At 37.4% G+C, this 17,311-nt stretch carries 15 protein-coding genes and 1 tRNA gene; 4 read left to right on the top strand and 12 right to left on the bottom strand.

The features are described from left to right. Positions 1-58: 58 nt before the first annotated feature. The 9 genes from ispE to FD46_RS00420 all read right to left on the bottom strand — a co-directional run bounded on the left by ispE (position 59) and on the right by FD46_RS00420 (position 8,847). Positions 59-937 (bottom strand): 4-(cytidine 5'-diphospho)-2-C-methyl-D-erythritol kinase, encoded by an 879-nt coding sequence (gene ispE / locus FD46_RS00460; RefSeq protein WP_057895237.1) that lies wholly within the window; start codon positions 935-937, stop codon positions 59-61. 142 nt (positions 938-1,079) lie between these two features. Further along, positions 1,080-1,322 carry a Veg family protein gene (locus FD46_RS00455; RefSeq protein ID WP_057895236.1) on the bottom strand — a complete coding sequence of 81 codons (243 nt, stop codon included), beginning with the start codon at positions 1,320-1,322 and terminating at the stop codon, positions 1,080-1,082. A 99-nt stretch (positions 1,323-1,421) separates the two neighbouring features. Beyond that, positions 1,422-2,312, bottom strand: coding sequence for a 16S rRNA (adenine(1518)-N(6)/adenine(1519)-N(6))-dimethyltransferase RsmA (gene rsmA / locus FD46_RS00450; RefSeq protein ID WP_057895235.1), 891 nt, complete (start codon positions 2,310-2,312; stop codon positions 1,422-1,424). After that, positions 2,302-2,877 carry a ribonuclease M5 gene (gene rnmV, locus FD46_RS00445; RefSeq protein WP_157047060.1) on the bottom strand — a complete coding sequence of 192 codons (576 nt, stop codon included), beginning with the start codon at positions 2,875-2,877 and terminating at the stop codon, positions 2,302-2,304. Before rnmV ends, rsmA begins: the two co-directional genes overlap by 11 nt. Beyond that, positions 2,874-3,641: a TatD family hydrolase gene (locus tag FD46_RS00440; protein ID WP_057895233.1), complete on the bottom strand. Its 768-nt coding sequence runs from the start codon at positions 3,639-3,641 to the stop codon at positions 2,874-2,876. Before FD46_RS00440 ends, rnmV begins: the two co-directional genes overlap by 4 nt. 78 nt (positions 3,642-3,719) lie before the next feature. After that, a complete protein-coding gene (gene metG / locus FD46_RS00435; protein ID WP_057895232.1) occupies positions 3,720-5,747 on the bottom strand; it encodes a methionine--tRNA ligase in 2,028 nt (675 codons plus the stop codon). Positions 5,748-5,908: 161 nt separating this feature from the next. Further along, the gene (locus tag FD46_RS00430) at positions 5,909-6,601 is read right to left on the bottom strand and encodes an NAD-dependent protein deacylase (RefSeq protein ID WP_057895231.1); all 693 of its coding nucleotides are present in this window, start codon (positions 6,599-6,601) and stop codon (positions 5,909-5,911) included. Positions 6,602-6,622: 21 nt separating this feature from the next. Then, on the bottom strand, positions 6,623-7,579 hold the full coding sequence (locus FD46_RS00425; RefSeq protein WP_057895230.1) for a hypothetical protein: 957 nt from the start codon (positions 7,577-7,579) through the stop codon (positions 6,623-6,625). After that, positions 7,576-8,847: a hydroxymethylglutaryl-CoA reductase, degradative gene (locus FD46_RS00420; protein WP_057895229.1), complete on the bottom strand. Its 1,272-nt coding sequence runs from the start codon at positions 8,845-8,847 to the stop codon at positions 7,576-7,578. Before FD46_RS00420 ends, FD46_RS00425 begins: the two co-directional genes overlap by 4 nt. A gap of 88 nt (positions 8,848-8,935) precedes the next feature. On the opposite strand from FD46_RS00420, the gene FD46_RS00415 reads away from it, so the two are divergent. Next, on the top strand, positions 8,936-9,703 hold the full coding sequence (locus FD46_RS00415) for a substrate-binding periplasmic protein (RefSeq protein ID WP_057895228.1): 768 nt from the start codon (positions 8,936-8,938) through the stop codon (positions 9,701-9,703). 5 nt (positions 9,704-9,708) lie between these two features. On the opposite strand, the gene FD46_RS00410 is transcribed toward FD46_RS00415, so the two are convergent. Then, complete coding sequence (locus tag FD46_RS00410) at positions 9,709-10,653, bottom strand: Ppx/GppA phosphatase family protein (RefSeq protein ID WP_057895227.1); 945 nt, start codon at positions 10,651-10,653, stop codon at positions 9,709-9,711. A 46-nt stretch (positions 10,654-10,699) separates the two neighbouring features. After that, positions 10,700-11,713 (bottom strand): tryptophan--tRNA ligase, encoded by a 1,014-nt coding sequence (gene trpS / locus FD46_RS00405; RefSeq protein ID WP_057895226.1) that lies wholly within the window; start codon positions 11,711-11,713, stop codon positions 10,700-10,702. A 346-nt stretch (positions 11,714-12,059) separates the two neighbouring features. Here trpS and helD point away from each other — a divergent pair, with 346 nt between their 5' ends. Together helD and FD46_RS00395 are read left to right on the top strand one after the other, a co-directional pair. After that, positions 12,060-14,330: an RNA polymerase recycling motor HelD gene (gene helD / locus FD46_RS00400; RefSeq protein ID WP_057895225.1), complete on the top strand. Its 2,271-nt coding sequence runs from the start codon at positions 12,060-12,062 to the stop codon at positions 14,328-14,330. Between the two features lie 76 nt (positions 14,331-14,406). Next, positions 14,407-14,479 (top strand) — tRNA-Thr (locus FD46_RS00395). Between the two features lie 400 nt (positions 14,480-14,879). Here FD46_RS00395 and arcA read toward each other — a convergent pair. Then, on the bottom strand, positions 14,880-16,103 hold the full coding sequence (gene arcA / locus FD46_RS00390; protein ID WP_057895224.1) for an arginine deiminase: 1,224 nt from the start codon (positions 16,101-16,103) through the stop codon (positions 14,880-14,882). 401 nt (positions 16,104-16,504) lie between these two features. Here arcA and FD46_RS00385 point away from each other — a divergent pair, with 401 nt between their 5' ends. Beyond that, positions 16,505-17,095 carry a sigma-70 family RNA polymerase sigma factor gene (locus FD46_RS00385; protein WP_057895223.1) on the top strand — a complete coding sequence of 197 codons (591 nt, stop codon included), beginning with the start codon at positions 16,505-16,507 and terminating at the stop codon, positions 17,093-17,095. The last annotated feature ends 216 nt before the right edge of the window (positions 17,096-17,311 follow it).

Here is a 17,311-nt window from a genome sequence, read left to right as displayed (position 1 = left end):
TCCAGTCCTTTTTAATTAAATTTAAAGTCTGCCTTTTATAAGTTACCTGCAAACTACTTTACGAGCTGACATTCTCTGATAACAATTTGCACGGGCGTACAAGATATACTTCCTCGCAGAATCCTTTTAAACTATTATAAACGTGTTGTGCCCGCGAGTATTTGGAGCACAAGCCAAAAACAGTCGGTCCGCTGCCTGTCATCTGTGCAACATCAGCGCCAAATTCCAACATCTTATTTTTTAACTTTTTAACCTCAGGGAATACTGTTCCCGTGATTTCTTCTAAAGTGTTGCCCATAGTATGGAATAGCAGCTCTTCGTCTTTTCTTCTGACAGCTTCTGCTACTTGCCCAACATCCTGGTGTGCTAATTGAGCATACGAAATTTTTTTAAGAATAGTCGGTGTTGAGACGCTTGCTTTAGGTTTTGCAAGTATAATCCACATTACCGGCAGTTCACCCAGTGGTACCACTTTTTCACCTTTACCTGTAACTAGTGCTGGTTCGCTGTAAACACAAAAAGGAACATCAGAATCAATTTGCAAGCCAATTTCAGCTAACTGTGCCCTATTGAGTTTTAGCTTCCATAGTTTATTTAGTGCACGCAAAACTGCTGCGGCATCAGCTGATCCTCCTCCCATTCCAGCAGCAACTGGAATTTTCTTTTGAATTTGGATCTGGACTCCTTGATGTCCTGCAAATAGCTGCTGCATTTTTTTGGCTGCCTGATAAGCCAGGTTATGATAGTCTTGGGGTAAAAATCCCATATCAGTCTCAAGTTTGATTCCAGTAAAACGATCATCGGAGCTGACCTGTACATAATCAGCAAGGTCAACAGCAACCATTACCATGCGCCACTCTAAATCACCATCAAGATGACGAAATGGAGTGTCTAAAGACAGATTGATTTTTGCCGGCGCTTTTTCGATAATGTCCATTCTGTCACCTACCCTAATGTTTTAATATCATTATACTTAAAAACAAGCATTCTTGAAAAGAAAATTATCCGTATCAACCCATAAAAAAAGCCATGCAATTAATTACAGGCTTGAGAAACTTAACAACTATTTAATTTAAAAGCTAGCTTTCTTCCCAAAAATCAAGTTCAATATTTTTCGTGAGGACATCAGTATAACTATACGAAACACGTTCAAAAGAATTTTCTTCTTGGTTTAAATCAACAACAAAAACCGCCGGATATGTTTCTCTTAACACGCCGTGACGTTTTATTATTCTTCTGCGTCCGGCCTGAGCAACAACAGTCAAGCGTTCTCCGACACAACTATCGAGCTTCTTCTTGATTGTAGCCAACGTTAGTGGCATAGTCTTCACCTCTCTGTGAAACAATTATAGCATAGTTTCACAAGAAATGCAATTATACCACAAACAGTTACATTTTTTCAATTAGAAAATAATTAATTTTTATAGTACTTTTAACTCATGGAGCTTATTAGTTAAGAAAACGAACTCGGTAACAGAAAGATTCTCCGCTCTTATCTGAGGAGATAGATTCAATTCAGACAAAGCTTCGCTTAATGATTCTTTTGTATGCTCTTCTTTTCCGAAAATACTCTTTAAATTGTTCCACAGGCTCTTGCGTCGATGTGCAAAACAGCCTCTTACTAGTTTGAAAAAAGCTGCTTCATCAAATGGAACAGCAGATTTGGCCCTTAAAGGGGTTAATACTACGATTGCAGAGTCTACGTTGGGCTGAGGAATAAAAACAGTACGCGATACAGCAAAAGGTGTCTTCACCTTCATTTGGTACTGAACCCTGACGGAAAGCGAGCCATATGCCTTGGTCCCAGGCAGTGCGCTTAATCTTTCCGCAACTTCTTTTTGCATCATCACTACAAGTGCATCAAATTTGATACCTGTATTTAACAAATATAAAATAATCGGGCTGGTAATATAGTAAGGCAGGTTTGCAACTACTTTTAGACTGGTACTGTTTTTCAGATTCTCAGCCAAAAGGTTTTCAAGGTCAGCTTTCAAAACATCTTGGTGCAGTACTTTCACATTATCATAAGGAGCAAGTGTTTCAGCTAAAACAGGCAATAAACGTTTATCCAGTTCCAAAGCCAATACTCTGTGGGCTCCTTTTGCGAGCTGCTCAGTAAGAGCTCCGATTCCTGGCCCGATTTCAATTACATCGTCATTCTCAGCAATTTTAGCCGCTGAAACAATCTTTTTTAAAACGTTAACGTCAGTTAAAAAATTTTGTCCCAAACTCTTTTTGAATGTAAGACCATAAGTGTTCATAATAGCCTTGGTCCGCAAAGGCGAAGCAATATCTGGAAACTTATCTGTCATTTTCTTCCTCCGTCTTTTTTATCTGCTCAAGTGCACTTTTCAATTGTTTTTTTGTGATCTGAAAAAGATTCAGCCTATTATATAACTGTTTACCATTAGTGTAGCCTATTTTTAAGTATTCTCCCAATAATGCTCTTTTTCCCTTTGCACCAGTCCCTGCTATCAGGCCCGCCTCTTGCAGTTCTTTCAAAGAAATTTGTGGAGTTGCAGTGTTTACCTCAGTATAAAGATGTTTTAATGCTTCTTGAATAGCCCCAATAGAAGCATGTTCTACCCCTAAACTTCCCTTAGCAGAAGGAGCAGCATCCTTTTTATTCAAAAATGCATGCTTAACGCCTGGAATTTCTCTTGTAATAATTCCACGAATTTTTTCTCCTGAAAAATCCGGGTCTGTGAAAACTATCACCCCGCGTTTTTTTTGAAGTTGTTCGATTTGCATAAGAACTTCATCGCTGATTGCTGAACCGCGTGTTTCAAGCGTGTCAGCATTCACTGCAAGCTTAATGCGTTTTGTGTCATCTTTTCCCTCAACCACGATCACTTCTTGTATTTTTTTTGTCATCATTGAATTCCTAATATCCTTTTTGTATTTTCATAAGTTTTTTTAGCCAGTAACTCTGCTGAAATTTGACGCTGCTGAGCTAAAAATTCTAGCGTATAGCGAGTAAACCCCGGTTCATTACGAGTTCCTCTGTAAGGAACCGGAGCCAAATAAGGGGCATCAGTTTCGACAAGTACTTTATCAAGCGGTGTTGCTTTAAAAGCCTCGCGAACCTCTGAAGCATTTTTAAAAGTACTAACTCCGCTATAGGAAAGGTATACCCCCAGTGAAAGAAACTTTTCTGCCCATTGTGCATCTCCGTTAAAGCTGTGCATAATGGCGCCGTTTTCCCAAACTTTATTATCCCGCAAAAGCTGGTAAACATCTGCGAAAGCATCTCGATTGTGGATACTAACAGGGACTTTCAGTTTTCTAGCCAGCTTAAGCTGTTGCTCAAAGATTTTTTTTTGCAGTGAATGTGCCACATTACAATGATAGTCCAGTCCAATTTCACCAAGTACCCGTATCTTAGAGTTTTGAAATGCTTTTTTGAACTTTGCAGCTAACTTTTGGTCATACTTTGCAGCATCTTCTGGATGACACCCCACAGCCCCATATATTTCTGGAAAATTACTTACCAGTTCTTCCATTTTTTGAGTACTGGCATCATCGTAACCGATTACGAGCATTGCTGTAACATCAAGTGCTCTTGCCCTAAAAATAACATCTGGAATATCATCGTTGAACTCAGGAGCATTAATGTGGGTATGAGAATCAAAAATCTTCATTAACTTTCCTCCAATTCTAAAAAAAAAGCCTCTGCCACAAAGTAAAGCTGCCTTATGTGGGAAAGACTTCTTTCAGGATTAACCGATCAAAGAACCATTTGGAATCTGATCACTAATTTCCAGTAATTTTACAGTATTGCCATACTCAGCAGAAAGAAGCATTCCTTGACTGACTTCCCCACGCATTTTACGCGGTTGCAAATTAGCCACAATTACAACTTTCCTACCTATAAGCTTTTGTGGCTCAGGATACCACTGAGCTATTCCAGACAAAATTTGCCGTGGCCCTTGGTCATTTGCATCTAAGGTGAATTTTAACAACTTATCAGCACCTCTTACCCGTTCAACATTTAAGATTTGTGCTGCTTTTAATTCTACTTTGTCGAACTTATCAAAACGAATTTCTTTTTTAGTCAAATTCAATTCCGCTTTTTCAGGTTCTTCTGCCGCTTTTTTAGCTGACTCGGCCAGTGCTTTACGCCCTTTAACCTTTTCATTTTTAGACATCTTAGACTTGATAAACTTGATTTCTTCTTCAGCATCTAAACGTGGAAAAATAGGTGTACCACTAGTTACAACTGTAGCCTTTTGAGGTAAAGCCATATATTCCACACCTTGAATTTTCATATTAGAGTTGTCAAAGCCAAGTTGTGCAAAGATTTTCTTTGGTGCATGTGTCATTACCGGCTGCAGCAATATTGCAATCACACGCAAGCTTGCTGCTAAATGTGCAAGTACGCTGTTAAGTTCCGCTTTTTTTGCCGTATCTTTCGCCAAGATCCATGGTTCAGTCTCGTCAATGTATTTGTTAGTTCGGCTAACAAGCTGCCACACAACTGCCAAAGCATTTGAAAAATGGACAGCATCCATCTCTTTTGCATACTCGGCAATTGTGTTTTGTGCAACTTTTTCAAGATCATTATCAAAAGCTGTCACCCCAGAAATCAAAGAAGGAATTTGACCATCATTATACTTATTGATCATTGCCACTGTCCGATTCAATAAATTACCTAGGTCATTGGCAAGGTCAAAGTTAATCTTGTTGACAAAATCTTCAGGAGTGAACACTCCATCATTGCCGAATGGAACTGCACGCATCAGGTAATAGCGTAAAGCATCCAAACCGTAGCGTTCAACCAGCATTTCAGGATAGACTACGTTTCCTTTTGACTTGGACATTTTACCGTCTTTCATCAACAACCAGCCATGTCCAATAACATGTTTAGGAAGCGGCAAATCTAGAGCCATTAATATGATTGGCCAGTAAATTGTGTGGAAACGCACGATTTCTTTTCCGACCATGTGAATATCTGCAGGCCAATATTTTTTAAATAAACTGTCATTATCAGTTCCATACCCTAATGCAGTAATATAATTACACAAAGCATCAATCCAAACATAGACAATATGTTTGGGATTTCCTGGAACTTTCACACCCCAATTGAAAGTAGTCCTTGTAATTGCAAGGTCTTCCAGCCCAGGCTTGATAAAGTTATTGAGCATTTCATTTTTGCGGGAAGTTGGAATAATAAAATCAGGATGATCTTTATAATATTGCACCAGTTTGTCAGCATACTTACTCATCTTAAAGAAGTAGCATTCTTCTTTGACAAGCTGTACCTCATGTCCAGAAGGTGCTTTGCCTCCAGTTACCTTCCCATTTTCATCATGGTAAACTTCGGCAAGCTGAGATTCCGTGAAATATTCTTCATCAGAAACAGAATACCAGCCTTCGTATTCTCCGAGATAAATATCTCCCTTTTCAAGCAACTTTGTAAATATCTTTTGAATGGCTCTTTCATGATAATCATCAGTTGTTCGGATAAATTTGTCATTTGAGATTTCAAGCAACTGCCATAATTTTTTAATTCCCGCAGCCATTTTGTCAACATATGCTTTAGGAGTGATTCCCAATTGTTCAGCTTTTTGTTCAATTTTTAAGCCATGTTCATCAGTTCCTGTTAGGAAAAAAACATCATCTCCCTGAAGCCGTTTATATCTGGCCATCACATCACAGGCGATTGTCGTATAGGAATTACCGATATGCAGTTTTCCTGAAGGATAATAGATCGGTGTTGTAATATAAAATGTTTTCTCAGTACTCATAAGTTCAAATCCTTTCGCTCTATTAAGTAAGCTGAAATAATTTGGGATATTTTATTTTTGTTAATCATATAAAGTATATCATATTTTTTCAGGTAAAATACAAAAATAGTTTTTACTGTTCCTGTTATATCAACATTTTGTCTCTATTTTGAATAATCAAATCAAAAGGAAAGCTGCGCAAAAATTTTGCTTGCATCCGTAATCAACTGTGTGCTTCCAATGGGCATTTGCAGCTTCTCACGATTTATCGCTACCAGTTTTGCACTTTTGTTCCGGTATTCGAGCAAACCGGCAAATGGATAAACACGTAAAGAAGTCCCGCACACAATTATAAGATCCGCTTTAGAGACAAACGCAATGGCTTTTTCAATTATCTTCGGTGTTATTTTTTCCTCATATAGAATAATATCAGGACGTAAAATTCCACCGCAGTTTTCGTGGTACATCGACCTTAGATAATCTTGATAAGCAACTTTTTGTCTGCATTTTTGACAATAAACACGTTTCAAAGAACCATGAAATTCCAAAATATTCTCTGCTCCCGCAGCTGTGTGTAATCCATCAACATTTTGAGTAATAACAAATGCATTTTCCTTTTTAGTAGCTTCAGCTATCTTCTGATGGATAATATTAGGCTGTGCGTCGGGGTAATACATTTTGTGGGTCACAAAATTGTAAAATAATTCTGGATTTTCCAGCAAACAGGTCCTGCTTAACAAATACTCCGGATTTTCTTTTTTTGAATAGAGCCCATTTTTAGAACGATAATCTGGAATACCAGAGGCAGTTGATACTCCTGCACCTGTCATAAACAAAATTTGTCGGGCTTTTTTCATTTCATCATTCAATAACATGGGTTCTTCCTCCTTTTCGGTTCAACGAATCAGGTAAGGGATAGAAAGTTCCTTTAGAAATACTGCAGCCTGCATTGCATAAATTTTTCGAAATTTTTCCTCTGGATGGCTTTCTTTGGGCTGTGGAAGCACAAAGGAATTCTGACCATCTTTTTTATAAAAACCGATATATCCTTTTGTGTCTTCGAGATTCTCATGTAAAGCCGAATGATAGATTTCAAATAACTGACGGACCTGCTGTCTAGCTTGGCGCTTACTCAAAACAAGAGTCAAGGTAACAAAACGATTCAGGTTCAATGGTTCAAGCCCCCATTCACTCAAATATTCGTCTAGTTTGTGATACAGCTTAATGACTGCACGTCTAATGCCAAAAGGGCTCTCTAATTCATGCGCAGTAATTTCTGTATAAAGCGACAGTGCTGCCTTCGTTGTTTGCGGATAGTACTTTTTCAGTTTAGACAACAGGAGTTCTTGTTTTTTCCCAAAAAACACTAGAGCATCTAGAATTCCAAGTACTCGTAATACCATCCAATTATCATTTTTACCGTCTGGTTCGGGTTTAAGAGTTGCAAAAAGTCCTTTTAGATAGAGATCTTGGATACTTTCTGTAAATAAATTACGTTCCCTTTGCAGCTGATAGATAGTAAAATGCAAAACGATATCATAAAGTTCCAGACCAACCGCCATAAGTTTGGTATCTAATTGAAGATCAGTTGTAGACAAATTAAAAGTAATCTCCGGTATTTTTTCAGTCATCAGCAAAATATGCAGTAATTCATGTGAAACGGTATATGAGGGGGCAGTCAAGTCATTTAATTCAATTACCATTTTCCCGCCACGCAAATAATGCTGCGCCTGATCATGCCTTAAATACCCAACTTGCTTTCCCTTTTTTTTGAACTCGATTTCACAGCCAAGTTTGGCCTTAACTTCTTGAATGAGCAACTTAGTCTGTGTATCAAAATCAACTACGGTCATTGTTCATCTCTCCTTTTACGATAATCCTGCAATGCTTTCTTTGCGGAACCAGCGTCTCTTTTACCTGTTTTGCGTAAGCTCTCGACTACTGGCAAAACTTCTTCAAGATGTGCACCGGCAGCAAGTACTAAGGATTTAAGCTGTAAGTTCATATGTCCGTGCTGGATCCCCTCTGTAACCAAAGCATAAAGAGCCGCCAAATTTTGTGCAAGCCCAACACTTGCTATTACTTTTTCCAATTCGCGGGCACTTTTAATGTGTGCCAATTTTTGGTTAACGGCAACTAATGGTACAATTCCGATTGACCCGCCTACAACCCCTACAGGCGCTGGGATAGTTATTTTCCCTACCAAATAGCCGTCCTTAATTTCCCATGTGCTTAACCCCCGGTACTGTCCAGAACGAGCAGCAAAAGCATGCGCCCCGCTTTCTATAGCCCGCCAATCATTTCCTGTAGCTATTATAACAGCGTCAATTCCGTTCATAATTCCCTTGTTATGTGTAGCAGCCCTATAAGGATCCAGCTGTGCAACGCGGCTTGCCAAAGCAATTTTATCTGCAACCTGTTTACCGCTTAAATTATTTTTTTCTAAAATATTGAAAGGTAATTTGCACTTTGCACTTACCAGGCACTCAGTTGCATAATTAGACAAAACAGACAGCAGGACCTGCCCTTTTATGCTCTGTTCAAGGACTTGGGCAACGGCTTCAAGCATCGTATTCATCATGTTAGCGCCCATAGCTTCTCGCACATCTACAGCTAAATCAAGTGAGATTATGTGAGCACTTAAAATACGGCATCGTAACCAGCGTGCTCCTCCTTTGCGTCTTAGCAAAGAAGGATGAGCCTGATTAGCAATCTCCAATAACCGGGGAAATTGTGTTTCCAAATAGCTGCAAAATTTTTGTGCATCTTGTACTTTTTCAATGATGACTTGTCCCAATAATAACCGTTCATGAAGCTCGGTCGTAAAACCGCCCGCTTTTTCTACAAGTGCAGCTCCATGACTGCTGGCTGCAATAACTGAGGGTTCTTCAGTAACCATTGGTATTATGTATTTTTGATTGTCAATCAAATAATGGAAACTTAATCCTTCTGGAAGTGTATAATCAGTTATATAATTTTCAACTATAGTATCATTTAACGAAAAATTTATTGCTTGTTTTCTCAACAGAGCTTCTTCCATGCTTTTCAAACAGTCATTTTTTCTTAGAAGCTGCAGCCGTTCATCCCATTTTTTTTGATAAAATTTTACAAATTCACGCATTAACTTCTCCTTAAAAATCCAGTATATAATGTATAGTGAATATAATTTGACAAAGGAGCCTGCAACTGGAGTATTCCAGTTATCTAATATGAACAAACTACTTAAGTACATTTTATTGTCTATTCTTATTATTCTTGCACTTTGGGGAATTTCAAAAATACCGTCTCAAAGTTCAGGAGTCAAGTTACACATTGGTATTGTCCAGTTAAGAAATACCGCAAAAGCCTCACAACAGGAAGTTTTACTGGCACATTTTAATACTTTATTGGCTCGCAAAATAGCTTCAAAAGAAGCTGGAAAAATTACTATCACAAAAGGCAGCTTTTCCCAATTAAAACACGCCTTTGATAAGGGACAAATCGATTTACTATTATCAACTGCACCTTCTAAGTTAAATCTATCTTCCAAGCATCTAATAACGATGCCGTATCTTTACCTGCCTAATGTTTTGCTGAGCCGAATAAATCAGCCGCTAAAAAGTCTGACAAGCCTAAAAAAGCAGCCTGAAATTGCGCTGGCCAATGATTTAAATGTCCCTGAAAGTTTAACCGCAGTCCCAATGAAATTTAAACGGTATCCAGCTAATAAAGCAGTTCAGGCGCTGGAAGAAAAAAAAGTAAAAGGTGCAATTATAAGTACGATAGATTATGCTGCGCTGACTCAAAGTACACCTCAAATACTAGAAACACTTCAAGTAAACCAGACAATTCCGCCTATTACAGCCCAAAAATACTTTGGGATCGCAAAGTCTCAAAGTATTTCAAAAATAAATAAAATACTTGAAAAATTGCACAACGATGATACTTTAGCTCAGCTTTCTTTTCATTACTTTAACCAAGATTATACTAAGCAGTAACTAAATTAAGTTTTCTTATTTTCCTGCAGAAGCTCGTAAATAAACCCTTCTCGTGCCCCGCTTTCAGAAAAAATAACATTAGTACTATACAACTGCTGCAGCAAAATTACGACGGGCGTCATCCCGCCCAAAATAATGTCCGCACGCGCTTGTTCCATTCCGGCAATCTGTTCACGTTGCGCGATGTTTTTCTGTAAAAAAGCATCATAGATGTTGAAAAAATCGGCTACTGAAACTTTATACCCATGAATATCATCTATTTGCGAATAACCATCACGAACACGTTGTATTCTCGCAACTGTTCGATTGCATCCGCCCATCAGGACAAGTGGCAATTGCGCAGCTTTCTTTAGCCAGCTCAATGTGTGAAACTTACCAATAATAAAATTTTGAAATTCAAACAATTGGCTTGCATTCAATTGTCCGTTTCTGCAAAAACGCTCTGTTAAACTAACTGCTCCATATGGCAAACTAACTCTTTCTTTTATTTCTCCAGAGCGAACAAGAATCAATTCACAGCTGCCCCCGCCCATGTCTGTAATCAAAAAATCTCTTACTGGTAAAGAATTCGCCGCACCCAAATAATCATAGTAGGCTTCTGTTTCACCAGACAACACTTTGATCGAACAACCTGTTATCCGCCGAATTTTTTCTATAAATGTCTGCTTATTTTCAGCCTCTCTGACAGCAGCTGTTGCAATCGCATAAACACGCTGTTCAGGGTAGTCCTCGTAAATTTTTTTAAAATATTCCACGGCAGATAAAGTCCGTTCAATCGCCTCATCTTTTAACCGCTTTTTCTTTCCGTCACCCATGCCTTGTGCTAAGCGGGTTGTTTCTTTTAGGCGCTTTATTTCTTTAAACACAGCCTTTCCATTATTCAAACTAACCTGGTTAATTGAAAGGCGAACAGAATTAGATCCAAAGTCAAGTACCACTAAATTTTTCAAACTTGCAGCCCCCTACTCTAAACTACAAATAAATATCATCGTAAACTTAGCTGAAATAATTGACACCAATAGCAGCTCGTACTTCCCTTAATGTCTGTCTCGCAACTTCATTTGCTCTTTTGCTTCCTTCTTTTAGGATAGCATATACAGTCGGAATATCTTCAGCAAATCGTTCTCTACGCACACGTATCGGCCGCAACTGAGCTTCCAGCACATCATTAAGGTAGCGTTTTATTTTAACATCGCCCAGACCTCCTGCACGATACTGCTCTTTCAAATTTGCTACTTTCTGCTGATCAGGATCAAAAATATCCAAGTAAGTAAAGACAGTATTGCCTTCAACTTTACCAGGGTCTTCCACATGGATATGATTTGGATCAGTGTACATAGACATAACTTTCTTTTTCAAGGTGTCCGCATTATCTGAAAGATAGATTGCGTTTCCCAGAGATTTACTCATTTTTGCATTACCATCCAAACCCGGAAGACGTCCCTGTCCTTTGGGCGGAAAAACTCCTTGTGGTTCAACAAGTATCTTTTTACCATAAATTGAGTTGAAACTACGGACTATTTCTCTTGTCTGCTCAATCATCGGCTCTTGATCGTCTCCAACAGGAACAAGCTGTGCTTTAAACGCCGTAATATCCGCAGCCTGACTGACCGGGTAAATAAAAAAGCCTGCTGGAATTGAATGTTCAAAATGCTTTTGCTGAATTTCAGTTTTTACTGTGGGATTACGTTCGAGGCGAGAAACAGTTACAAGGTTAAGGTAATAACTTGTCAGTTCTGTAAGAGCAGGAATCTGAGACTGAACAAAAATAGTCGACTTGGCAGGATCAATTCCGACTGCCAAGTAATCTAAAGCAACTTCAACCAAAGAACGTCTTATCTTTTCTGGATCACGCGCATTGTCTGTAAGAGCCTGCTGATCAGCAATCATGATAAAAGTATCGTAATTTCCAGTGTTTTGCAGTGCAACCCGATTTTTTAAAGAACCAATGTAATGCCCAATATGCAGCTTTCCTGTTGGACGATCCCCAGTTAAAATTTTCTTCTTCATTTTATTATTCCTCCTGTAATTAATGTACAAAAAAACCCTACTGCAAAAAACAATAGGGCGGATGACCGCGGTGCCACCTATTTTGCAGAATAATTCTGCCACTTCATTAACTATCGTATTCGGTATAAACAAATTTTGCAGTTCCACTTCGTTTTGTTTGAGCGCCTTTCAGCCAATGAACGCATCTCTTTTTTTCAACTTAACTACTTTATTTTCTGCTTATCGAATAAGGTTATTTTACGCAGAAAGAAAGAAAAAGTCAAAGGACGAATTGTTTAATTGTTGTCTCTTCACGTTTGTGTTAATATAACTACCTATGATTAATGAAAAGAAAGGAGCAGTAACCTTGGATAAAGAACTTTCTTTTGAACAAAAGCGCGTGACACGGATTATTTCACAGATTAAAAAATTTCTGCAAAAAACAAAAAAAGAGTATCTTAAAGCTCAAAGCGAGCGTTCTTCAGTTGAAAAAAATTATCTTCAAAATGCTAGAATCAATACTTTTGAAGTTGATGATCAAATGGAGACTAACGCAGAAGTACAGCAGCAAAAACAGCTTGTTTCTAAAAACATTGAAACCGAGCAGATTCTAAAAAGACAGGTAACTGTTCTGAATGAATTAAAAAAATCACCCTATTTTGGAAGAATTGACATCCATGAAGAAGGAGAGGCTGAGAAAGAAACTCTATATATCGGGAATTCAACATTTACAGATGAAAACAATAATTTTTTGATATATGATTGGCGAGCCCCAATATCAAGTATCTATTATAATGGTACACTTGGAAAGGTTACCTACAGCACTCCTAGCGGGGAACAAAGTGTTGAATTACTGAAAAAAAGACAATTCAACATAAAAAATGGACAGATTAAGAATATGTTTGACACAAATGAGACGGTAGGCGATAGTCTTTTACAAGAAATGTTAGGCCAATATAGCGATGAATACATGAAAAACATTGTTGCAACGATACAACAAGAGCAAAATGATATCATTCGTGACACACACCACGATCTGTTAATAGTTCAAGGAGTAGCTGGAAGCGGCAAAACTTCGGCAATTCTTCAACGAATAGCATTTTTACTTTATCATAACCGCACAGCATTAAATGCAGACCAGATTGTCTTATTCTCGCCCAACCGTTTATTCAGTCACTACATTTCTGAAGTGCTGCCCAGCTTGGGTGAGCGCAACATGCGCCAAGTCACACTTGCAGAATTTTTTTCTCAACGTTTTGAAGGCCTAGAAATCGAAACACTTTTTGAACGGTTTGAAAAAGAACATACAAATAATAGATATTCTCAAAACTACAAACAAAAAGAAACTACCGCTTTTATGAGAAGCATTAAGGAGTATGCTACAAAACAAACCCCGGATTCACTATCCTTTACAGACTTGATGCTAGCTGGAGAAAAAGTTTTTTCAAAAGAAGAGATCACTGCTATATACGAAAAACTACCCGCCGCACTTCCTCTCTTTTTACGCTTTTCTGAAACAAAAAATATATTGGTTAAGCGGCTTAAGAAAAAGGTTTTTGAAAAAAGAAATGCTGATTGGGTGCTTGAAAAAGTTAATCATTTAAATGATGAAGAATACCATGAACTTTTAGGCAGGTACCGCCGTGGAAAGTTTGAACAGATTGACAATGAAGAAGAATACCTCGGCTACCAAATTGCGCTTAAAAAGTACCGGCCTTTATACGACGCCTTATATAATGATTATTTTCTTGATGTTTATCGCCAGTACTCAGCTTTTTTGCAAAAAATTTCTCCAGCTTTCGCTACAGCCTTTAATACTAGGCTGGAATATCATAAAATTGCTTTAGCTGATTGTGCTCCCCTGCTTTACTTGCGTGACCTACTAACTGGGTCAGGAAGAAATCACAGTATTCAATATCTCTTTATTGATGAAGTCCAAGATTATTCACCTGCTCAGTTATTTTATTTAAAGTTTACCTTTCCAAATGCTAAACTGACTTTATTAGGCGACAGTGAACAAGCACTCTTTAGAAAGATGCAGTCCTCTAAAGAACTAATGCGATCTCTTAAACAAACTCTTTCTCCTAAAAATCCACGATTGATTGAATTGAATAAAAGTTACCGCTCTACGAAACAAATTACTGCTTTTATGAAATCGTTACTGCCAGATGGCAACAAAATTCAAGCATTTACACGGCCAGGAAAGTTGCCACGACTAATAATTTCCAGTAACAAGGCTGCAGCATTTGCCGAATTGCAAAGAACCGTTGCCCAATTACTCTCCAAATATGAAACAGTGGCTATTATCGCTCAAGACCTTGCTGAGTGTAATGAAATCCAATTAAATTTTCGTTTTAAAAAACCGCTTAATTTAATCTCTGCCAAAGATCGCTTATTACCTAAGGGATTAGTATTATTGCCAATTTATTTAGCAAAGGGACTTGAATTTGATGCCGTAATTGTTTTTAATGTTTCACAAAAAAATTATCCTGATGAGGCAGCTCGTGGAATACTATATACGATCTGTTCACGTGCAATGCATGAACTGGTTTTATTAAGTACTGGAACACCGACAAACTTTATTCAAAACATTCCTTCTGAGTTGTTCAGCATCGAACACAGAATAAAACTTCACTAGCTGCTATTAAAAGCTTTTTGATAATTATTGATTTTATAGCATATATAATATATACTATTTAAGTCAGTAATTTAATGCCACTTTAGCTCAGCAGGTAGAGCACCACCATGGTAAGGTGGGGGTCACCGGTTCAAATCCGGTAAGTGGCTTATATCTACATTTTGTTGAAGTATCAACTCCACAAAGAGTAATAAAGTATCATAAAAAGGAACTGGGTCAAAAGCTAACTTTTGGCTCAGTTCCTTTTTTAACCAACGATATGCGATTAATGTGTTTCAACAGCAGAGTTTTCTACTTAACTGCGAATTACTCCATGGTTAAATTCAGAGCACCTTCGTAATTCGCAGTTCATACTCAAAGTATGACGGCTATTGGGACACTCCCTCCTTAATTTTATCTTACAGTATAAATAATAAGCTCACATAATTTTAAATAAAAATATTTTTGATATAAATTTGACAATCTTTTTATTTTAAGTGAGTGTAAATATCTTTTGGAATTTCAACTCCCTTTCTTAAATTACAAGAAGCCTAATCTCAATACTTTCAACTAAACTTCACGTACAAGCGGCATCGACATGCACCTTGGACCGCCACGTCCGCGAGATAATTCACTTGAATGAATTTCATGCACTATAATCCCATGTTCCTTCAATAATTTATTAGAAACATAGTTACGGTCATAGGTAACAACTTCTCCTGGAGCAATTGCCAAAGTATTAGAACCGTCATTCCACTGCTCTCTTGCAGCAACAATTTCATCTCCCGCACCAGTTGGAATCAGATCAATATCTGTCAGGTTCAGTGTTTGCTTGAGAATTTTTTTTAAGTCTTTCTGGTGTTCAATCGCAATTTCTCCGTTTTTCTTAGGACGAAGTATCCAGCTATCGATTTGTCCTGCATTATTTAAAATTTCAGGATGGACAATGAACTGGTCATGGTTAATCATTGTAAAGACAGTATCTAGATGCATCATTGCATGACTATGAGGTATACGAATTGCAATTATCTTTTTAAAAGTACCATCTTCGAATAAACCTCGTGCAATATCCTCAATAGCAACTGCCGTGGTGCGCTGTGAAATGCCGATTGCTAAAGTATCCTTACTAAGAACTAGTTCATCTCCACCTTCAATAGACTTATCATGATTACGATTACGCCAAACCTGAATTCCGTGACCAGTGAAGCGCGGATGATGTGCAATAATATATTCCATTATTAATGATTCCCGTTGTCTTGCTGCGAAGGTCATGCGGTTAATTGAGAGGCCTTCTCCGATTGCAGCAGCTGGATCACGAGTAAAATACAAATTAGGCATCGGATCCATAAAAAATGGATAACTATTATTTTTGGATAGTTCTTCCAAGCTTAAAAATTTCAGTTCAATTTCATCCTTGCGTATTCCAGATATGACTTTACTAATCATATTCTCTGTATTCAAGTTCAAAAGATATGCTTTCAAAGTTTCATGCACAGTTCCCTTTGAATAACCAGACTCAGTTATTACTTGGCTGACAAACTTTTCTTTGATCTGATCCTCGGTCAAAGCTTTCACAATCAATTCATTGAGATAAAGAACTTCTGTACCAAAATTTCTAAGAACTTTGGCAAAATAATCATGTTCTTTTTGAGCATGCGGCAAAAAGGGGATATCATCAAAAAGAAGGCGTGGCATAATTTTAGGAGTCAGATTTTCCAGTTCAGTACTTGGTCGTTTTAAAATGACGGTTTTTAGTTTCCCAATTTCTGAAAACACCTGAATTGGTTTTTGCATATGCAACTACTCCTTTACTTATTATTTAATTACACGCTAGTATATTATGTTTAAAAAGTACTGTCAAACATTTATATATCAACAAAAATTATTAAAAAAATAATAATAATAAAAACAGTTGTTATTCATTTTTATCATTATTATGTATATTTTTACAAAAAGTGCATATTATTTACATAATAGACTTCTCATAATTTATGTTGTTACACTTTTTTCCTTGCTTAGAAATTATTTATTTTGCTGGAAATCCAACCTAAATAGAATTTTAATCGGTATTATTGGCTTAAAAAAATATTTCTCTATTTTTTTTGTAAATTTATTAGTTTTTGTGAAGTACATCGCATCTCTATTTTTTTATCTTGTTATATTTAAGCTATAACAAGACAAAAAGAGGTGCACAAATGGATTATAACGCAAGCAAGGCAGAGGATCTTTCTTTAATCGATAGTATTCGGCAATGTAATAACAGTGAATCTTTTAGAACATTATTCATTAAGTACAGACCATTGGTAATCAACGCAATACGTCGCTATCATTTTAGGTTTCATGAAACAGACGATCTCCTTCAAGAGGCTCGAATTGTTTGTTTCCAAGCAGTAAACGCCTATAATCAAAAAACGAAAATTTCTTTTGGAAAATTTTATCAGCAAAGTCTTTTAAACCGCTACTGCAGTTTATTAAGGAAAGAAACTGCTCTTAAACGCCAAGGAGATCGTTTTGCCGAATCATTTGACAACATCTTAGAAACACAAGGTGATTACCGCTCACGTTCATTAGTTCAGGTGCATCCAGAAGATCAGATACTTATCCAAGAAGTAGTCACCTCTTTGCCAAAAGTCCTTTCTGATTTTGAATATCGTGTTTTTTCTTTGCTTTACTTTGAACATTTTCACCCTGAAAAAATTTCTTTCTTACTTGGTGTGCCAGAAACAAGAATCAAGAGGGCAATTTCACGTTGTAAAACAAAGTTAAAAGCGGAACTTAAACAATGAAGTTTCCCAGCACAAAAATTAGAATAATAATTTAAAAATTTGGTTAGACCATGTTGATTGACTTACATTGTAAAAGAGCTAAGGACCATGACAAAACTCATACTTTGTCACAGTCCTTAAAAAATAATAAAAAAGCCCAGATATATAATATCTGGGCTTTTTACTTTGCACGGCAACGACCTACCCTCGCAGGGGGCGATCCCCCAACTACTCTTG

This window comes from Liquorilactobacillus oeni DSM 19972 (genome assembly GCF_001436275.1).
In the GTDB taxonomy this organism is placed as follows: domain Bacteria; phylum Bacillota; class Bacilli; order Lactobacillales; family Lactobacillaceae; genus Liquorilactobacillus; species Liquorilactobacillus oeni.
This window is presented reverse-complemented; position numbering and strand designations above follow the sequence as displayed.

Excerpts from the sequence above, each read along its gene's own strand:
- ispE (WP_057895237.1), bottom strand. The coding sequence starts at position 937 with ATGGACATTATCGAAAAAGCGCCGGCAAAAATCAATCTGTCTTTAGAC.
- FD46_RS00455 (WP_057895236.1), bottom strand. The coding sequence starts at position 1,322 with ATGCCACTAACGTTGGCTACAATCAAGAAGAAGCTCGATAGTTGTGTC.
- rsmA (WP_057895235.1), bottom strand. The coding sequence starts at position 2,312 with ATGACAGATAAGTTTCCAGATATTGCTTCGCCTTTGCGGACCAAGGCT.
- rnmV (WP_157047060.1), bottom strand. The coding sequence starts at position 2,877 with ATGATGACAAAAAAAATACAAGAAGTGATCGTGGTTGAGGGAAAAGAT.
- FD46_RS00440 (WP_057895233.1), bottom strand. The coding sequence starts at position 3,641 with ATGAAGATTTTTGATTCTCATACCCACATTAATGCTCCTGAGTTCAAC.
- metG (WP_057895232.1), bottom strand. The coding sequence starts at position 5,747 with ATGAGTACTGAGAAAACATTTTATATTACAACACCGATCTATTATCCT.
- FD46_RS00430 (WP_057895231.1), bottom strand. The coding sequence starts at position 6,601 with ATGTTATTGAATGATGAAATGAAAAAAGCCCGACAAATTTTGTTTATG.
- FD46_RS00425 (WP_057895230.1), bottom strand. The coding sequence starts at position 7,579 with ATGACCGTAGTTGATTTTGATACACAGACTAAGTTGCTCATTCAAGAA.
- FD46_RS00420 (WP_057895229.1), bottom strand. The coding sequence starts at position 8,847 with ATGCGTGAATTTGTAAAATTTTATCAAAAAAAATGGGATGAACGGCTG.
- FD46_RS00415 (WP_057895228.1), top strand. The coding sequence starts at position 8,936 with ATGAACAAACTACTTAAGTACATTTTATTGTCTATTCTTATTATTCTT.
- trpS (WP_057895226.1), bottom strand. The coding sequence starts at position 11,713 with ATGAAGAAGAAAATTTTAACTGGGGATCGTCCAACAGGAAAGCTGCAT.
- arcA (WP_057895224.1), bottom strand. The coding sequence starts at position 16,103 with ATGCAAAAACCAATTCAGGTGTTTTCAGAAATTGGGAAACTAAAAACC.
- FD46_RS00385 (WP_057895223.1), top strand. The coding sequence starts at position 16,505 with ATGGATTATAACGCAAGCAAGGCAGAGGATCTTTCTTTAATCGATAGT.